Raw genomic sequence first — 15,143 nt, forward strand, 5'->3', positions numbered from 1 at the left:
GTCGTGCCAATTTGTGACGCGGCTCAGTGCGCCAGGATCGCCAGCAGCAGCAGGGCCACGATGTTGGTGATCTTGATCATCGGATTCACAGCGGGGCCGGCCGTGTCCTTGTAGGGATCGCCGACGGTGTCACCGGTGACGGCCGACTTGTGGGCGTCAGAGCCCTTGCCGCCGAAATGACCGTCCTCGATGTACTTCTTGGCGTTGTCCCAGGCGCCGCCACCCGAGGTCATCGAGATCGCGACGAACAGGCCCGTCACGATCACGCCGAGCAGCATTGCGCCCACGGCCGAGAACGCCGCCGACTTGCCGGCCGCGCCGCCGCCCGCGATCGCGTAGATCACGAAGTAGACGAAGATCGGTGACAGCACGGGCAGCAGCGAGGGGATGATCATCTCCTTGATCGCCGCCTTGGTCAGCAGGTCGACCGCCTTGCCATAGTCAGGCTTGTCGGTGCCCTGCATGATGCCCGGCTTCTCGCGGAACTGACGTCGCACCTCCTCGACGATCGCGCTCGCCGCGCGGCCCACGGCCGTCATGCCCATCGCGCCGAACAGATACGGCAAGAGGCCGCCGAACAGCAGGCCCACCACCACGTAGGGGTTGTTGAGCGAGAAGTCCGGATTGACGCCGGCGAAGTAGGAATGCTGCGCGGAGCCGGCAACGAAGAACTTGAGGTCCTGGTTGTAGGCCGCGAACAGCACCAGGGCGCCGAGACCGGCGGAGCCGATCGCGTAGCCCTTGGTCACCGCCTTGGTGGTGTTGCCGACCGCGTCGAGCGCGTCGGTCGATTTGCGCACCTCCTTCGGCAGGCCCGCCATCTCGGCGATGCCGCCGGCGTTGTCGGTGACGGGGCCGAAGGCGTCGAGCGCGACGATCATGCCGGCCAGCGCCAGCATGGTGGCGGTCGCGATCGCGATGCCGAACAGGCCGGCGAGGCTGTAGGTGACCAGGATGCCGGCGATGATCACGATCGCGGGCAGCGCGGTCGCTTCCATCGAGACGGCAAGGCCCTGGATCACGTTGGTGCCGTGACCGGTCACCGAGGCCTGGGCGATCGACTTCACCGGACGGTAGTCGGTGCCCGTGTAATATTCGGTGATCCAGATGATCAGCGCGGTGACGACGAGGCCGACCACGCCGCATTCGAACAGCGCCATGCCGGTGTAGTCGACGCCCTCGAGCTTGCCGAAACCGATCAGGTAGTAGATCACCAGCGCGATGCCGATCAGGGACAGGATGCCGGTCGCGATCAGGCCCTTGTAGAGCGCGCCCATGATCGATTGGCTCGGCCCGAGCTTGACGAAGAAGGTGCCGATGATCGAGGTGATGATGCAGATGCCGCCGATCGCGAGCGGCAGCGTCATCATGTTGGCGATGATCGGCGTCTTGGCGAAGAAGATCGCCGCCAGGACCATGGTGGCGACCGCGGTCACCGCATAGGTCTCGAACAGGTCGGCAGCCATGCCGGCGCAGTCGCCGACATTGTCACCGACGTTGTCGGCGATGGTCGCCGGGTTGCGCGGATCGTCCTCGGGAATGCCGGCCTCGACCTTGCCGACGAGGTCGCCGCCGACATCCGCACCCTTGGTGAAGATGCCGCCGCCGAGACGGGCGAAGATCGAGATCAGGGAGGCGCCGAAGCCGAGCGCCACCAGGGCATCGACCACGACGCGGCTATTGGGCGCGAGCTTCAGCGAGTGGACCAAAAAGCCGAAGTAGAGGGTCACACCCAGCAGCGCGAGACCCGCCACCAGCATTCCGGTAATCGCTCCCGCCTTGAAGGCGAGCTCGAGCCCGCCGGCAAGCGACTTCGTCGCGGCCTGAGCGGTACGCACATTGGCGCGAACCGAGACGTTCATGCCGATGAAGCCGGCAGCGCCGGACAGGATCGCGCCGATGGCAAAACCGATCGCGACATAGAGCCCGAGGAAATAGACAAGCAGCACGAAGATGACGATGCCGACGAGACCAATCGTGGTGTACTGGCGCCGCAGGTAGGCCTGTGCGCCTTCGCGCACGGCTCCTGCGATCTCCTGCATGCGCGGCGACCCCGCATCCGCGCTCAACACCGAAGACGTCGCCCAAATCGCGTAGACGACGGAAAGCACTCCGCAGAGCACTATCAACCATAATGCTGTCATGTGATTTTTGCCTCAGATCCTTGATGTACCCCCGGCGCCTTTTGTTGTCCGTCGTGCGGTGCGGCGCCTTGATTTCGAACAAGGCCGCCCCTTGCCCAAAAGGGGCGGCCTCAGTCGGTTGCGAGCTTGCCAAAATCAAATAGAGGGTGCAACGCCGGATAAGGCCGAAAGCGCCGATCTCGGCAGGTATTTAGGACCAAGTGCTGAGAACCAAGATGCCGGTCTGGAGCAATTCCTAGAAGTGGCTGTAGGACAGCCGCGTCAAGAGCAGTTCCTGGCCCTGCCGGTCCAGGAAGCGCGGCCGCTCACGACCCTGCACGATCCTGCCGATCACGGTCACCGCAACGCCCCTGGCCCGCCCAGCGGCCATCAGCGCGTCGCTTTGCGCCGGCGGAACGGTGCACAGCACCTCGTAGTCATCGCCCCCCGCAAGCAGCGTCTCGACGCAAACGACGTTGCTTGCGAGCAGGCCGGCCGCCGCCGCCGAGAGCGGCACGCTTGTCACGTCGACCGAAGCCGAAACCCCGGACGCTGCACAGAGTTTGGCCAGATCGCCAGCGAGACCATCGGAGACGTCCATTGCTGCGGTCGCATGGTCGCGCACCGCCCGCGCCAGCACGTTGCGCGGCTGCGGCACCCGATAGCGCGAGACCAGGGCTTCCCTCGCGGCAGGATCGGACGCGAGCGCTGCGGCAGCGGCACCGCCGGTGAGCACGTCGAGACCGAGCGCAGCATCGCCGATCGTTCCCGTCACGAGGATGCAATCCCCTGGCTTTGCACCGGTGCGCCCGACCATCCGCCCCTGCGGCACGCGGCCAAAGGCAGTGATCGAGATCATCTGAGGCCCTGGCGTCGACACGGTATCGCCGCCGAGCAGCGGGCATGCGAATGTCCTGGCGTCCTCGCCCAGCGCGTCCGCAAAGGGATGGAGCCAGGCATCCTCTCGGCTGCGCAGCGCCAGCGTCAGCACGAAGCCGGCCGGCACCGCGCCCTTGGCGGCGAGATCGGACAGGTTCACCCGCAGCGCCTTGCGCGCGATGGTCCCGGGCGGATCGTCGGCAAGATAATGCACGCCCTCGACGACGGCGTCGGTGGTGACGACGATGTCCTCGCCGGATGACGACAGGACTGCGGCGTCATCGACGAGCCCGAATGCGCCGGGATCGGTCGCCAGCGGCTTGAAATAGCGCGCGATGAGGGAGTCTTCGGCAGAAGCCTGGCTGTTGTCCTGTTTCACGATAGCAGACCCGTCATCCTGAGGTGCGAGCCCTTTCGAGCCTCGAAGGATGCACGGCCAAGGTGCGTCCTCAGCGCGGCACGCCGCCGCCCTTCGAGGCCTCCGCTTCGCTCCGGCACCTCAGGGTGACGGCAACGGCGGAAGTCGTCTCAATTACCCCCGCCCGAACTCGTCGCCACGGAACTGGCGGCCGATCTGGTCGAGCACTGCGTTGACCATGCCGGTCTCCTCGCGGTCGACGAAGGCATTGGCGACGTCGACATATTCCGAAACCACCACCCGGCCCGGCACGTCCTTGCGCTGCTGGAGCTCATAGGCCCCGGCCCGCAGCACCGCGCGCAGGATGGCCTCGATCCGCTTCAAGGGCCAGCCCTTCGACAACGCCTCGTCGATCAGCGGATCGAGCTTCTTCTGGTCCCGCACCACACCCGAAACGACGTCGCGGAAGAACGCCGCCTCGGCCGGCAGGTAAGTGTCGCCCTCGACCTCGTTGCCGAGCCAGTGGCTCTCGAACTCGGCGAAGATGTCGTTGATACCGGCACCGGCGATATCCATCTGGTACAGCGCCTGCACGGCTGCGAGCCGCGCCGCACCGCGCCGGTTCGCCTTCTTCTCCGGAGTGCCTGCCGGCTTCTTGCTGTTGTCGGCCATGGCTTCAGGCCTGCGCCAGGCGGCGTTTGATGCGCAGCATCGCCAGCGCGGCGCGCGCGGCATCGCCGCCCTTGTTGAGCTCGCTGGCGCGCGCCCGCGCCCAGGCCTGCGCCTCGGTGTTGACGGTGAGAATGCCGTTGCCGAGCGGCAGTTTTCGCGCCACCGCGAGCTCCATCAGCGCCCGCGAGGATTCCTGCGACACGATCTCGAAATGAATGGTGTCGCCACGGATCACGCAACCGAGCGCGATCACCGCATCGTAGGGCTTGCCGTTCGCCGCCGCGGCATCGACCGCGATGGCGACAGCCGCCGGGATTTCCAGCGCACCGGGAACCGTGATGACGTCATGGGTCAGACCGGCCGCCTTCAGTTCAGTCACCGCGCCATCCAGAAGCGCGTCCTGGAGATCGTCATAGAACCGCGCCTCGACAACCAGCGCGCGCGCGCCGGAAATGTCGGTCTGGTCCTTCAGGGGTGCGCGCCGCGCGTCTGCCATTCGTTCAATCCGTTTCGAAAGAGGTCGGCGCTATGTAGTCGCCACAAACGGGTAAGCCAAGTTCTAAAGACACTGTCATTCCGGGGCAGCTCGAAGAGCCGAACCCGGAATCTCGAGATTCCGGGTTCGATGCTAACGCATCGCCCCGGAATGACCGGCTTCGCCGGTCACTTCATCTCCGTCAGCCGCGCCGCGTAGCGGGCCATCAGGTCGACCTCGATATTGACCTCGTCCCCCGCCTTCCAGGTGCCGATCGTCGTGACCGACAGCGTGTGCGGGATGATCAGCACCGAAAAGCTCACGTCCTTGACCGTATTGACCGTGAGCGACACGCCGTCGAGCGTGATCGAGCCCTTGGTGGCGATGAAACGCGCCAGCCCCCGCGTGGTGGAGAGCTCGAACCGCGCCATGTCGGGCAGATCCTCGCGGCTGAGAAGCGTCGCGATGCCGTCGGCATGGCCGGCGACGATATGTCCGCCAAGCTCATCGCCGATCTTCAGCGCGCGCTCCAGGTTGAGCTTCGTCCCCACCCTCCAGTGCTTGGCGGTCGTCAGCGCCAGCGTCTCGGCGGCGGTATCGACGTCGAACCAGGTCCTTTGAGCAGAGCCCCTGCCGCCTTCCACGCCCGAGGCAACCACCGTCAGGCAGACGCCGTTGCAGGCAATTGAGGCGCCGTCGGCAATCGTGCTCTGATCGTAGCGGCAGGCGATGCGCAGGCGATGCAGCTGCCCCTGCGCCGTGGGCGTGAAGCTGACGATCTCGCCGATGTCGGTGACAATGCCGGTGAACATTAGGCGCGCTCGTAGATGGTGAGAGTATCCTTGCCGAAGGTCTCGCTAGCATGAACCTTGTAGGCCGGCGACTGCGTGATTTTCGACAGGGGCAATGCATCGAGCGCATCGACGCCGCCACTGCCCACCGCTTCCGCCCCCCGGAACAGCCAGATCTCGTCGACGAGATCGGCCGCGACGAAGGACGCGGCGACACGGCTGCCGCCCTCGACCATCAGCCGCGTGATCCCTTTCTCGGCCAGCGCGTGCAGCGCGGCCGCAAGATCGAGCCCGGACGCGCCCTTCGGCGACACGCGAATGATCTGCGCACCGGCCGCACCAAGCCGCATGGCGGCAGCAGCCTCGGCGAGCTCGGACCCTACCACCCAGAGCGGCGTCTCGCGCGCGGATCGCACGAGCTGGCTCGATGCGGAAATGCGCAGGCTCTGGTCGAGCACCACGCGCACCGGCGAGCGCGCCATCATGCCCGGCAGGCGGCAGGTGAGAAGCGGATCGTCCGCCAGCACCGTTCCGATGCCGACCAGGATCGCATCGCTGTGCGCGCGGAGGAGATGCACGCGGTCGCGCGCGGCTTCGCCCGTGATCGCGAGCGGATTGCCGCCGGCCGCGCCGATCTTGCCGTCGGGCGAAACCGCGAGCTTGAGGATCACGTGAGGGCGGTGATCCCTGATGCGGCGGAAATGGCCGGCATGGTCGAAGGCAGCCTCCGCCGCGCAAAGACCCACATCCACATTGATGCCGGCAGCGCGCAGACGCGCATGCCCCTGGCCCGCGACCTCAGGATTTGGATCCTCGATCGCCGCCACCACCCGCTTGATGCCCGCAGCGATCACCGCATCGGCGCAGGGCGGCGACTTGCCGAAATGCGAGCATGGCTCCAAGGTGACATAGAGCGTGGCGCCACGCGCCGCCTCGCCCGCGCGCCGCAAGGCCTCGGGCTCACCATGCGGTCGCCCTCCAGGCTGCGTCCAGCCGCGGCCGACGATGACGCCGTCCTTGACGATGACGGCGCCCACGGCCGGATTGGGCCAGGTCCGCCCCTGCCCGCGCTTGCCCAACGAGAGCGCCAGCTCCATGAAGCGGCGATCGGCGTCCTTGGCCTCGCGGGCCTTCTGCGCGAACTGGTCTTCCAGGATGCGGAAGATCATTTGCGGATCGCGGCGAGCCGCGCTTCCTCCTCACCGGAGAGCTCGCCGAGCACGTCGGCGAAATCCTTGGCTTCGCGGAAATTGCGGTAGACGGAGGCAAAGCGCACGTAGGCCACGTCGTCCAGCGTGCGCAGATGCTCCATCACGGTCTCGCCGATCACCTCCGAGGAGATCTCGGCCTCGCCCCCGGTCTCGAGCTCGCGCACGATGGTAGAGACCATCTTCTCCACCCGCTCCGGCTCGACCTGCCGCTTGCGCAACGAGATCTGTACCGAGCGCATCAGCTTGTCGCGATCGAACGGCACGCGCCGGCCGTTGCGCTTGATCACCGTGAGCTCGCGCAGCTGCACGCGCTCGAAGGTGGTGAAGCGGAAATTGCAGGCGACGCACACGCGCCGCCTGCGGATCACGGACGAGTCCTCGGTCGGACGCGAGTCCTTTACCTGCGTATCCAGACTGTTGCAGTTCGGGCAGCGCATCCGTGTGACCTTTATTTTCGCATGATCTTTTCGGAAAACCGGCGCCCACTTTTGCGGATCATGCGGCGCCTTACTGGTAGATCGGGAACCGGTCGGTGAGCGCCTTGACCCGTTCCTTGATCGCAGCTTCCACCAGCGGCGCCTTGCCGTCGGAGGATTGCGCGATCGCGTTGAGGACCTCGGCGATCATGCCGCCGACCTGCTGGAATTCGGCCACCCCGAACCCGCGGCTGGTCGCCGCCGGCGTGCCGAGCCGGATCCCCGAAGTGACGAAGGGCGATTCCGGGTCGAAGGGAATGCCGTTCTTGTTGCAGGTGATGGCCGCGCGGACCAGTGCCTTCTCCGAGACGTTGCCCTTCAGGCCCTTCGGCCGGAGATCGACCAGCATCAGATGATTGTCGGTGCCGCCGGAGACGATATCGAGACCATGGCCCTTCAAGGTCTCTGCCAGGGCCTTGGCGTTCTCGACGACGTTCTTGGCGTAGACCTTGAAGTCCGGACGCAGCGCCTCGCCGAAGGCCACCGCCTTCGCCGCGATCACGTGCATCAGGGGACCACCCTGCAGGCCCGGGAAGATCGCCGAGTTGAGCTTCTTGGTCAGCGTCTCCTCATTCCACAGCATGAGGCCGCCGCGCGGACCGCGCAGCGATTTGTGCGTCGTCGTCGTGGTGACGTGCGCGTACGGCACTGGCGAAGCGTGCACGCCGCCGGCGACGAGCCCGGCGAAATGCGCCATGTCGACCAGGAGATACGCCCCGACGCTGTCCGCAATCTCGCGGAAACGCTTGAAGTCCCAGGCGCGCGAATAGGCCGAGCCGCCCGCGATGATCAGCTTCGGCTTGACCTCTTCGGCCTGCTTGGCCACCGCATCCATGTCGATGATCTGGTCCTCGCGGCGCACAGTGTAGTGCGCGGCCTTGAACCACTTGCCGCTCATGTTGACGGGCGAGCCATGGGTGAGATGGCCGCCGGCGGCGAGATCGAGCCCCATGAAGGTGTCGCCGGGCTGCAGCAGCGCCAGGAACACCGCCTGGTTCATCTGGCTGCCGGAGTTCGGCTGCACATTGGCGAAGTTGGCGCCGAACAGCTTCTTGGCGCGATCGATCGCAAGATTCTCGGCGACGTCGACCCATTCACAACCGCCGTAATAGCGCGCACCCGGATAACCTTCCGCGTATTTGTTGGTCATCACCGAACCCTGCGCTTCCAGCACGGCCCGGCTGACGATGTTCTCGGAGGCGATCAGCTCGACTTCATGGCGCTGCCGGCCGAGCTCGCCTTTGATGGCGGCGGCGATTTCCGGGTCGGCCTGCTCGAGCGAGGCGGTGAAAAACGAATCGGGCGCGGAGGCGGTTTTGGGTGCGGTCATCTTGCGAATATCTCCACCGCCGCAGCTTTTGGCGGGCTACGGGCGGGTCTGGTGTGGCGATCGGAAGCGGCGAGCGCGATCTACCACATCGCCCGCAACAGGCCAAGTGGTTGCGGGTCGGACCTGATATTTATGCAAGATGTGGTGGGATTGGAGGTCTTCAGCGCGGGAGCGGTTCTATGGAACCACCCCTCTGCAATATCTCGACAGGGCCGCTGTGGGCCTCATCTCGCGCCAAGAGTCACCGGCCGGACCCGGTGCCGTCTCACAGCCCCGTATACCCCGCCTTCACTGGATCCACGCTGCCGTCGAGCTGGCGCAGATAGGTCAGGCCGCAAACCGTCAACCTGTGAGGGTCCTTCTCGCCGGCTTCCATCAACGTATTGAGGTAGTTCGTGACCTTGGCCCGGGCCTCCTCGCTGGCCGCGGCGGTGCGGTTGGCGAGCAGGTCATAGGTCTTCATGATGCGGTCGATGGCGGCTTCCATGGCATCCTCTGGTTCTTCGCAATTCTGGGGGTTTGGATCAGGCAACCGCTCTGGCCTCGATCAGCGCCTGGAACCGGGCGATCGCCTTGTTGGCCAGCCTGATCCTGTTGAATTCGCCGTGCTGGATCAGCTTGACGATAATCCCGAGCAGGCGCTCGTCGGTGACCAGCGAGTCGGGGATCGCGCCGGAGCGGCGAAGGTAATTCGCGGCGATGCCGTAGGCCTCGCTTACGAGTTCCACGTTCATTGCCTGAAGCCCTCGCTCGACCAGCATCGGCATCCCTCCGATCTGACGGAGATAACCGCCGGGCCCGGAACTGGTTCCTCAAGGCCGGCTCTTTTTTTCGCAGGTGCGAAGACATGAGGAGCACCGGTCCGGAAAATCCGGGCCGGCGCGCTTGGGGAGGTCAGGCACGTTCGGGAGGGCTGCCGGTCTTGTTCCGGGCCGGCTTGGCCTTGATCCCTTCAGAAAACTCAGAGGCGATAGAGGATCTGGTCGGTCCAGAACCGCTCGAGACGGTGGAGCGACTTGTTGAGGGTCGCGAACTCGTCGCCGGAGATGCCGCCGACCTGCTCCACCGTCTTGACGTGCTTCTGGTAAAGCGCATCGACGATGCGGCGGATTTCCTGGCCCTGCGGGGTCAGGCGGATGCGCACCGAGCGGCGATCAACGCGCGAGCGCTGATGATCGAGGAAGCCGAGTTCGACGAGCTTCTTCAGATTGTAGGAGACGTTGGAGCCGAGATAGTAACCGCGCGTGCGCAGCTCGCCCGCGGTCAGCTCCTTGTCGCCGATGTTGTAGAGCAAGAGCGCCTGGACCGAGTTGATGTCCGCACGGCCGCGGCGATCGAATTCATCCTTGATCACGTCGAGGAGCCGGCGATGCAGCCGCTCCACCAGAGTCAAGGCTTCCAGATAGAGCGACTGCACCGAACCCTGCTGGCCGGAGACGCGCTCTGCGGTATCTGCCGCAGTTGCGACGGCTTTCATCATGACACTTCCCCTGTTGTCGTTTTTATCGACACTTATTCGACGAAACTTGTGTCCCGCCTGATAGGTGCAACTTAAGGGGGCCGTTTGAAGATCGGCTTAAATAAGAGAATAAAGAGATCATGAATTTAAGACAGTGAATTGCGGATTAAGCCTGTGCCACAAGGGCTTTTCGAAAGCCTCTGTTGACCTTCGCAAGGTCCTGTTCACCCTCCGTCCGCCCCTGTTGTCGCATTCCAGAACAGCCCCGCTCCGTTTCGAAACGCGCGCGTAAGAGCTGTGGCGAAAGCGGCTGGTTAGCGAAAACTTACGTCGAATTTTACGCAACCAACGGTCAACCAAGAGCGCACAACTCCGCAAGCGCCGCTGCCGTGTCCCGGACGAGCGAAGCGAAGATCCGGGACTCACAAAGCCACAAGCGAGATCGCGGAGAGATGGGCCCCGGCTCTGCAGCGCATCACTGCGTGCTGCGCAGCGTCCGGGGCACGGCAGAGTGAGCGTTGAATAATCGTCGGCTATGGCGGCCGTTCGCGCGCGGCCATCCAGGCGAGCGCAAGATAGGCGGCAAGCATGAAGACCTCGACGCCGACCACGACGAGGCTGCCGCCGTAGATGCCGGGGAACATCAGCTCGATCACGGCCATCGACACCACGGTCGTGAGCCACACCACCGCGCCCCAGGGCGTCGCGAGCCAGAGGCCGACGGCGGCCACGAGCTCGATCACGGCGAAGTAGACGGTCGCGGCCTGCCAGGCCATCGACTGGTTCTCGAACGCCTCGTCCTCGCCGCCGACGAAACCCGTCACCTGCGCCCAGTGATAGAGGCCTTTTAGGATCGAGAGCAGCGCCATCACCCGCAGGAACAGCACCAGTCGGCGCGTCCAGACATTGTCATCGGACTGGGTGCGCTCCGACGAAATCGCCGCCACCGACAATGCGCTGTCCCTGGCATTGGCGCCGTCGCGGGCCGCATCGCGGGTGGAGATCTCGGACATAGCCCCTTCTGGCTGCTTCGCCCCGCAAAATCAATCGGCTGCCATCCCTTGCGACAGGTCAAGCCGCGGTGACGGGAACCATGCGAGCTGGTATAAGAATAATTCCAGCCGGAGGAAGAGTGATGGCGATCAAATACGGACGTCCGATCGAATTGCGCGAGGTTTCGCGCCGGGATAGCACGGCGGTGCCCCATGCCCTCGATCTGACCGTCCGTCCGCGCCGCAACCGCAAGGCCGAGTGGGCCCGGCGCATGGTGCGCGAGAACGTCCTCACCACCGACGATCTGATCTGGCCGCTGTTCCTGATTGACGGCCACAACAGGCGCGAGCAGGTCGCCTCGATGCCGGGTGTCGACCGCCTTAGCGTCGACCAGGCCGTGCGCGAGGCCGAGCGCGCGATGAAGCTGACCATCCCCTGCATCGCGCTGTTTCCCTACACCGACCCGTCCTTACGCGACGAGGAAGGCTCGGAAGCCACCAACCCCGACAACCTGGTCTGCCAGGCGGTGCGCGCGATCAAGAAGGAGTTTCCGGAGATCGGCATCCTCTGCGACGTCGCGCTCGATCCCTTCACCAGCCACGGCCACGACGGCTTGATTTCCGACGGCAAGATCCTGAACGACGAGACGGTGGCCGTGCTGGTGCGCCAGGCGCTGGTGCAGGCCGAGGCCGGCTGCGACATCATCGCCCCCTCCGACATGATGGACGGCCGCGTCGCCGCGATCCGCGAGGGGCTGGATCGCTCAGGTCTGCTCGATGTGCAGATCATGGCCTATGCAGCCAAATATGCCTCCGCCTTCTACGGCCCGTTCCGCGACGCCATCGGCTCGGCCAAGGCGCTGACCGGCGACAAGCGCACCTATCAGATGGACAGCGCCAACACCGACGAGGCGCTGCGCGAGGTTGAGCTCGATATCGCCGAAGGTGCCGACATGGTGATGGTCAAGCCCGGCATGCCCTATCTCGACGTGGTCCGCCGCGTGAAGGATACATTTGCGATGCCGACCTTCGCCTACCAGGTCTCCGGCGAATACGCGATGATCGTGGCCGCCGCGAACAACGGCTGGCTCGACGGCGAACGAGCCATGATGGAGAGCCTGCTCGCCTTCAAGCGCGCCGGCGCCGACGGCGTGCTGAGCTATTTCGCGCCGAAGGCAGCGGAGAAGTTGCGGACGCAGGGGTAAGCTCAAGCTCCATCTTTGGGGGCGTCCCTGCGAACGCAGGGACCCACCGCGTGATCCATCTATGATACACGCTAGTCGTACAAATGTCGGCCCCCGACCATCAGGTCTCCCCCGCCCCCGAATCGCCGGAATATTTCGGCTTGTTATTGCCCGCGCGCCCTTGGCATCGGGATGGCCTGTTCCCATGTCGTGCACCGAGGGTTTTCATGTGCTTCCTCTCGGGAGGACGGACCAATGTCGTATGATACGGGCGGTTCAGGCGTCTGGCGCAATGACGGCGGGGTGCAGCCGCACGCCTACGATCCCTACCTGCACCCGGAACTGTTCCGCGGCGTGGCGACGCGGCGGGTGTTCGCGTTCCTGATCGACATGGTCGTGATCTCGGTGCCCGTGATCCTCGGCTACGTCTTCATCGCATTGTTCGGCGTGGTCACCCTGGGCATCGGCTGGGCCCTGTTCTGGATCGCCTGGCCGGCCTCCGTCATCTGGGCCATCGTCTATTACGGCGCCTGCATCGGCGGTCCGTCGTCCGCGACGATCGGCATGCGGGTCATGGACCTGGAATTGCGCACTTGGTACGGCGCGCCCGGTTATTTCGTGCTCGGCGCCACCCACGCCGTGCTGTTCTGGGTCACGGTCTCGTTCCTGTCGCCCCTGGTGGTGCTGGTCGGCCTGTTCAACGGCCGCCGTCGCCTGCTGCACGATTTCGTGCTGGGCACGGTCGTGATCAACAATTCCGTGCGCGCCCCCGTGCCTCACGCGGCAAGGCCGTACTGATCAAGAACCTATCAATCGGGACCGACTAAGCTGAGTGATCCGACCCGCCGAGCAGACCGATTGACCCGGGGCTTCCGTAGCGCGATGCTGATGCTCAGTTCGGAGGCCCACGACGTCCCTTGACCCAGCACTCGCGCGACACCCCCCAATTTTACCTCACGGCGCCCTCGCCATGCCCCTATTTGCCCGGCCGGCATGAGCGCAAGGTGTTCACGCACCTCGTCGGCGACCGCGCCGGCGACCTCAACGACCTCTTGACCCATGGCGGCTTCCGCCGCAGCCAGTCCATCGCGTACCGGCCGGCCTGCGACCAGTGCCGCGCCTGCGTCTCGGTCCGTGTGATCGCCAACGAGTTTCGGCCCTCCCGCAGCTTCCGGAAGGTGATGGCGCGCAACGCCGATATCATCGGCGAGCAGCGCAGCGCGGTGCCCACCTCCGAGCAATATTCGGTGTTCCGCGCCTATCTCGACGCCCGCCACCGCCACGGCGGCATGGCCGACATGACCGTGCTCGACTATGCCATGATGGTCGAGGACAGCCATGTCGAGACCCGCATCATCGAGTACCGCAAGCGCGGCCCCGACAGCGGCATCACCGGCCGCGGCGAGGAGTTGATCGCGGTCGCCCTGACCGACGTGCTCAGCGACGGCCTGTCGATGGTCTATTCATTCTTCGAGCCGAGCCAGGTCGGCCGCTCAATGGGCACCTTCATGATCCTCGATCACATCGCGCGCGCCCGCCGGCAAGGCCTGCCTTACGTCTATCTCGGCTACTGGATCGAAGGCTCCAAGAAGATGGACTACAAGGCCCGCTTCCTGCCGCAGCAGCGCCTCGCGCCCTCAGGCTGGCTGCGCATCGACGCGCAGGGCGACGTCGCATCCGAGCCGCAGGATTGAAGGAGCGAATGGTGAGTAGCGAATAGCGAATAAGTCACCACTCACCCGAACAGCGTATCCGCCAGCAGCTTCACGTTCAAAACCACGATGACGCCCGCGACGATCCACGCGATCGCCGCGACCGATCTAGGTATCGCGAACTTGCCCATCTTGCGGCGGTCGGAGACGAAGCGGACCAGCGGGATCACCGCGAAAGGCAGCTGCATCGACAGCACCACCTGGCTGAACACCAGCAAATCCGCCGTGCCGCGCTCGCCATAGATCGCCGTGACGATGATCACGGGGATGATGGCGATGCCGCGCGTCAGCAGGCGGCGCGCCCAGCTCGGCAGGCGCAGGTCGAGGAAGCCTTCCATCACGATCTGGCCGGCGAGCGTTGCCGTCACCGTCGAGTTCAGGCCGGAGGCAAGCAGCGCCACCGCGAACAGCGTCGAGGCGATGCCGAGGCCGAGCAGCGGCGACAAGAGTTCGAAGGCCTGGCCGATCTCGGCGACATCGGAATGACCGCTCTTGTGGAAGGTCGCCGCGGCCACGACGAGGATCGCGGCGTTGATGAACAGCGCCAGCATCAGGGCGATGGTGGAATCCGTCGTCGCCCATTTGATCGCCTCGCGCCGGCCGGTGTCGTTGCGTTCGTAGGCACGCGTCTGCACGATCGAGGAGTGCAGGTACAGATTATGCGGCATCACGGTCGCGCCGATGATGCCGATCGCGATGTAGAGCATGTCGGAGTTGGTGAAGATCTCGGTCTTCGGCACGAAGCCGCGCAGAACCTCGGCCACCGGGGGCGCCGCAGCCACGATCTGGATCGCGAAGCAGACCGCGATCACCGCCAGCAGCCCGATGACGAAGGCTTCCAGGAAACGGAATCCGCGATTCATGAGGAGCAGCAGCAGGAAGGCGTCGAGCGCGGCGAGCAAGGCGCCGCCGATCAGGGGAATGCCGAACAGGAGTTTCAGCGCGATCGCGGTGCCGATCACCTCGGCGAGATCGCAGGCGATGATCGCCGCCTCGCAGGCAACCCAGAGCAGGAAGTTCACCGCCGGTGAATAGGTGGCGCGGCAGGCCTGGGCGAGGTCGCGGTCAGTGACGATCCCGAGCCGCGCGGCGAGCGACTGGAGCAGGATCGCCATCAAATTCGAGAGCAGGATGACGGAGAGCAGCGTGTAGCCGAACTTCGACCCGCCGGCGAGATCGGTCGCCCAATTGCCGGGGTCCATGTAGCCGACCGAGACGAGATAGCCCGGACCGACAAACGCGAGCAGCCGCCGCGACCAATGGCCGGCTCGCGGGACCGCGACCGTTGCATTGACCTCGGCGAGGCTCTTGGTGGTGGGCGCGTCGGCACGCCAGCCGGCGGAATCGGGGGTTAGTTGAGGCGATCGGGCATCCATGCCGACACAATACCCAAGTTCGTTCTTATTGCAACTCATTTGCAACTGCATCTAGCCGCGCCGTTCAGGCTCAAGCCTGGGCGACCCCGCCTGTTGTCGGGAAGC

General features: G+C 65.1%; 16 protein-coding genes. 3 read left to right on the plus strand and 13 right to left on the minus strand.

Annotation, left to right across the window (positions count from 1 at the left end):
- Positions 1-23: 23 nt before the first annotated feature.
- From ABIG06_RS33790 to ABIG06_RS33845, 12 genes are all read right to left on the minus strand, one after another.
- On the minus strand, positions 24-2,144 hold the full coding sequence (locus ABIG06_RS33790) for a sodium-translocating pyrophosphatase (RefSeq protein ID WP_370140147.1): 2,121 nt from the start codon (positions 2,142-2,144) through the stop codon (positions 24-26).
- Positions 2,145-2,379: 235 nt separating this feature from the next.
- Positions 2,380-3,381, minus strand: coding sequence for a thiamine-phosphate kinase (thiL, locus tag ABIG06_RS33795; protein ID WP_370140148.1), 1,002 nt, complete (start codon positions 3,379-3,381; stop codon positions 2,380-2,382).
- A 153-nt stretch (positions 3,382-3,534) separates the two neighbouring features.
- Positions 3,535-4,032 (minus strand): transcription antitermination factor NusB, encoded by a 498-nt coding sequence (gene nusB / locus ABIG06_RS33800; RefSeq protein ID WP_124157995.1) that lies wholly within the window; start codon positions 4,030-4,032, stop codon positions 3,535-3,537.
- Positions 4,033-4,036: 4 nt separating this feature from the next.
- Positions 4,037-4,528: a 6,7-dimethyl-8-ribityllumazine synthase gene (gene ribH / locus ABIG06_RS33805; protein WP_370140149.1), complete on the minus strand. Its 492-nt coding sequence runs from the start codon at positions 4,526-4,528 to the stop codon at positions 4,037-4,039.
- 167 nt (positions 4,529-4,695) lie between these two features.
- Positions 4,696-5,319, minus strand: a complete 624-nt coding sequence (locus ABIG06_RS33810) for a riboflavin synthase (RefSeq protein ID WP_424578537.1) — start codon at positions 5,317-5,319, stop codon at positions 4,696-4,698.
- Positions 5,319-6,467 carry a bifunctional diaminohydroxyphosphoribosylaminopyrimidine deaminase/5-amino-6-(5-phosphoribosylamino)uracil reductase RibD gene (ribD, locus tag ABIG06_RS33815; protein WP_370140150.1) on the minus strand — a complete coding sequence of 383 codons (1,149 nt, stop codon included), beginning with the start codon at positions 6,465-6,467 and terminating at the stop codon, positions 5,319-5,321. The genes ABIG06_RS33810 and ribD overlap by 1 nt, the downstream gene beginning before the upstream one ends.
- A complete protein-coding gene (gene nrdR, locus ABIG06_RS33820; protein WP_011087793.1) occupies positions 6,464-6,946 on the minus strand; it encodes a transcriptional regulator NrdR in 483 nt (160 codons plus the stop codon). The genes ribD and nrdR overlap by 4 nt, the downstream gene beginning before the upstream one ends.
- A gap of 70 nt (positions 6,947-7,016) precedes the next feature.
- Positions 7,017-8,315, minus strand: coding sequence for a serine hydroxymethyltransferase (glyA, locus tag ABIG06_RS33825; RefSeq protein WP_124157991.1), 1,299 nt, complete (start codon positions 8,313-8,315; stop codon positions 7,017-7,019).
- A gap of 265 nt (positions 8,316-8,580) precedes the next feature.
- Complete coding sequence (locus ABIG06_RS33830) at positions 8,581-8,802, minus strand: hypothetical protein (RefSeq protein WP_124157990.1); 222 nt, start codon at positions 8,800-8,802, stop codon at positions 8,581-8,583.
- A 37-nt stretch (positions 8,803-8,839) separates the two neighbouring features.
- Positions 8,840-9,076 carry a hypothetical protein gene (locus ABIG06_RS33835; RefSeq protein ID WP_370140975.1) on the minus strand — a complete coding sequence of 79 codons (237 nt, stop codon included), beginning with the start codon at positions 9,074-9,076 and terminating at the stop codon, positions 8,840-8,842.
- Between the two features lie 200 nt (positions 9,077-9,276).
- Positions 9,277-9,795 (minus strand): transcriptional regulator LdtR, encoded by a 519-nt coding sequence (ldtR, locus tag ABIG06_RS33840; protein ID WP_124157989.1) that lies wholly within the window; start codon positions 9,793-9,795, stop codon positions 9,277-9,279.
- 512 nt (positions 9,796-10,307) lie between these two features.
- Positions 10,308-10,787, minus strand: a complete 480-nt coding sequence (locus tag ABIG06_RS33845) for a DUF6163 family protein (protein ID WP_424578538.1) — start codon at positions 10,785-10,787, stop codon at positions 10,308-10,310.
- A gap of 122 nt (positions 10,788-10,909) precedes the next feature.
- Between ABIG06_RS33845 and hemB the strand changes: the two genes are divergently transcribed.
- The 3 genes from hemB to ABIG06_RS33860 all read left to right on the plus strand — a co-directional run bounded on the left by hemB (position 10,910) and on the right by ABIG06_RS33860 (position 13,644).
- On the plus strand, positions 10,910-11,971 hold the full coding sequence (hemB, locus tag ABIG06_RS33850; protein WP_124157987.1) for a porphobilinogen synthase: 1,062 nt from the start codon (positions 10,910-10,912) through the stop codon (positions 11,969-11,971).
- A 234-nt stretch (positions 11,972-12,205) separates the two neighbouring features.
- The gene (locus tag ABIG06_RS33855) at positions 12,206-12,748 is read left to right on the plus strand and encodes an RDD family protein (protein ID WP_124157986.1); all 543 of its coding nucleotides are present in this window, start codon (positions 12,206-12,208) and stop codon (positions 12,746-12,748) included.
- Between the two features lie 119 nt (positions 12,749-12,867).
- Entirely contained in the window at positions 12,868-13,644 is a 777-nt protein-coding gene (locus ABIG06_RS33860) for an arginyltransferase (protein WP_124157985.1), read from the plus strand.
- Between the two features lie 41 nt (positions 13,645-13,685).
- Here ABIG06_RS33860 and ABIG06_RS33865 read toward each other — a convergent pair whose 3' ends face one another.
- Positions 13,686-15,038, minus strand: a complete 1,353-nt coding sequence (locus tag ABIG06_RS33865; RefSeq protein WP_370140151.1) for an Nramp family divalent metal transporter — start codon at positions 15,036-15,038, stop codon at positions 13,686-13,688.
- Positions 15,039-15,143 lie beyond the last annotated feature (105 nt).

Origin of the sequence: Bradyrhizobium sp. USDA 326 (assembly GCF_049739485.1) — a bacterium.
Classification (GTDB): Bacteria; Pseudomonadota; Alphaproteobacteria; order Rhizobiales; family Xanthobacteraceae; genus Bradyrhizobium.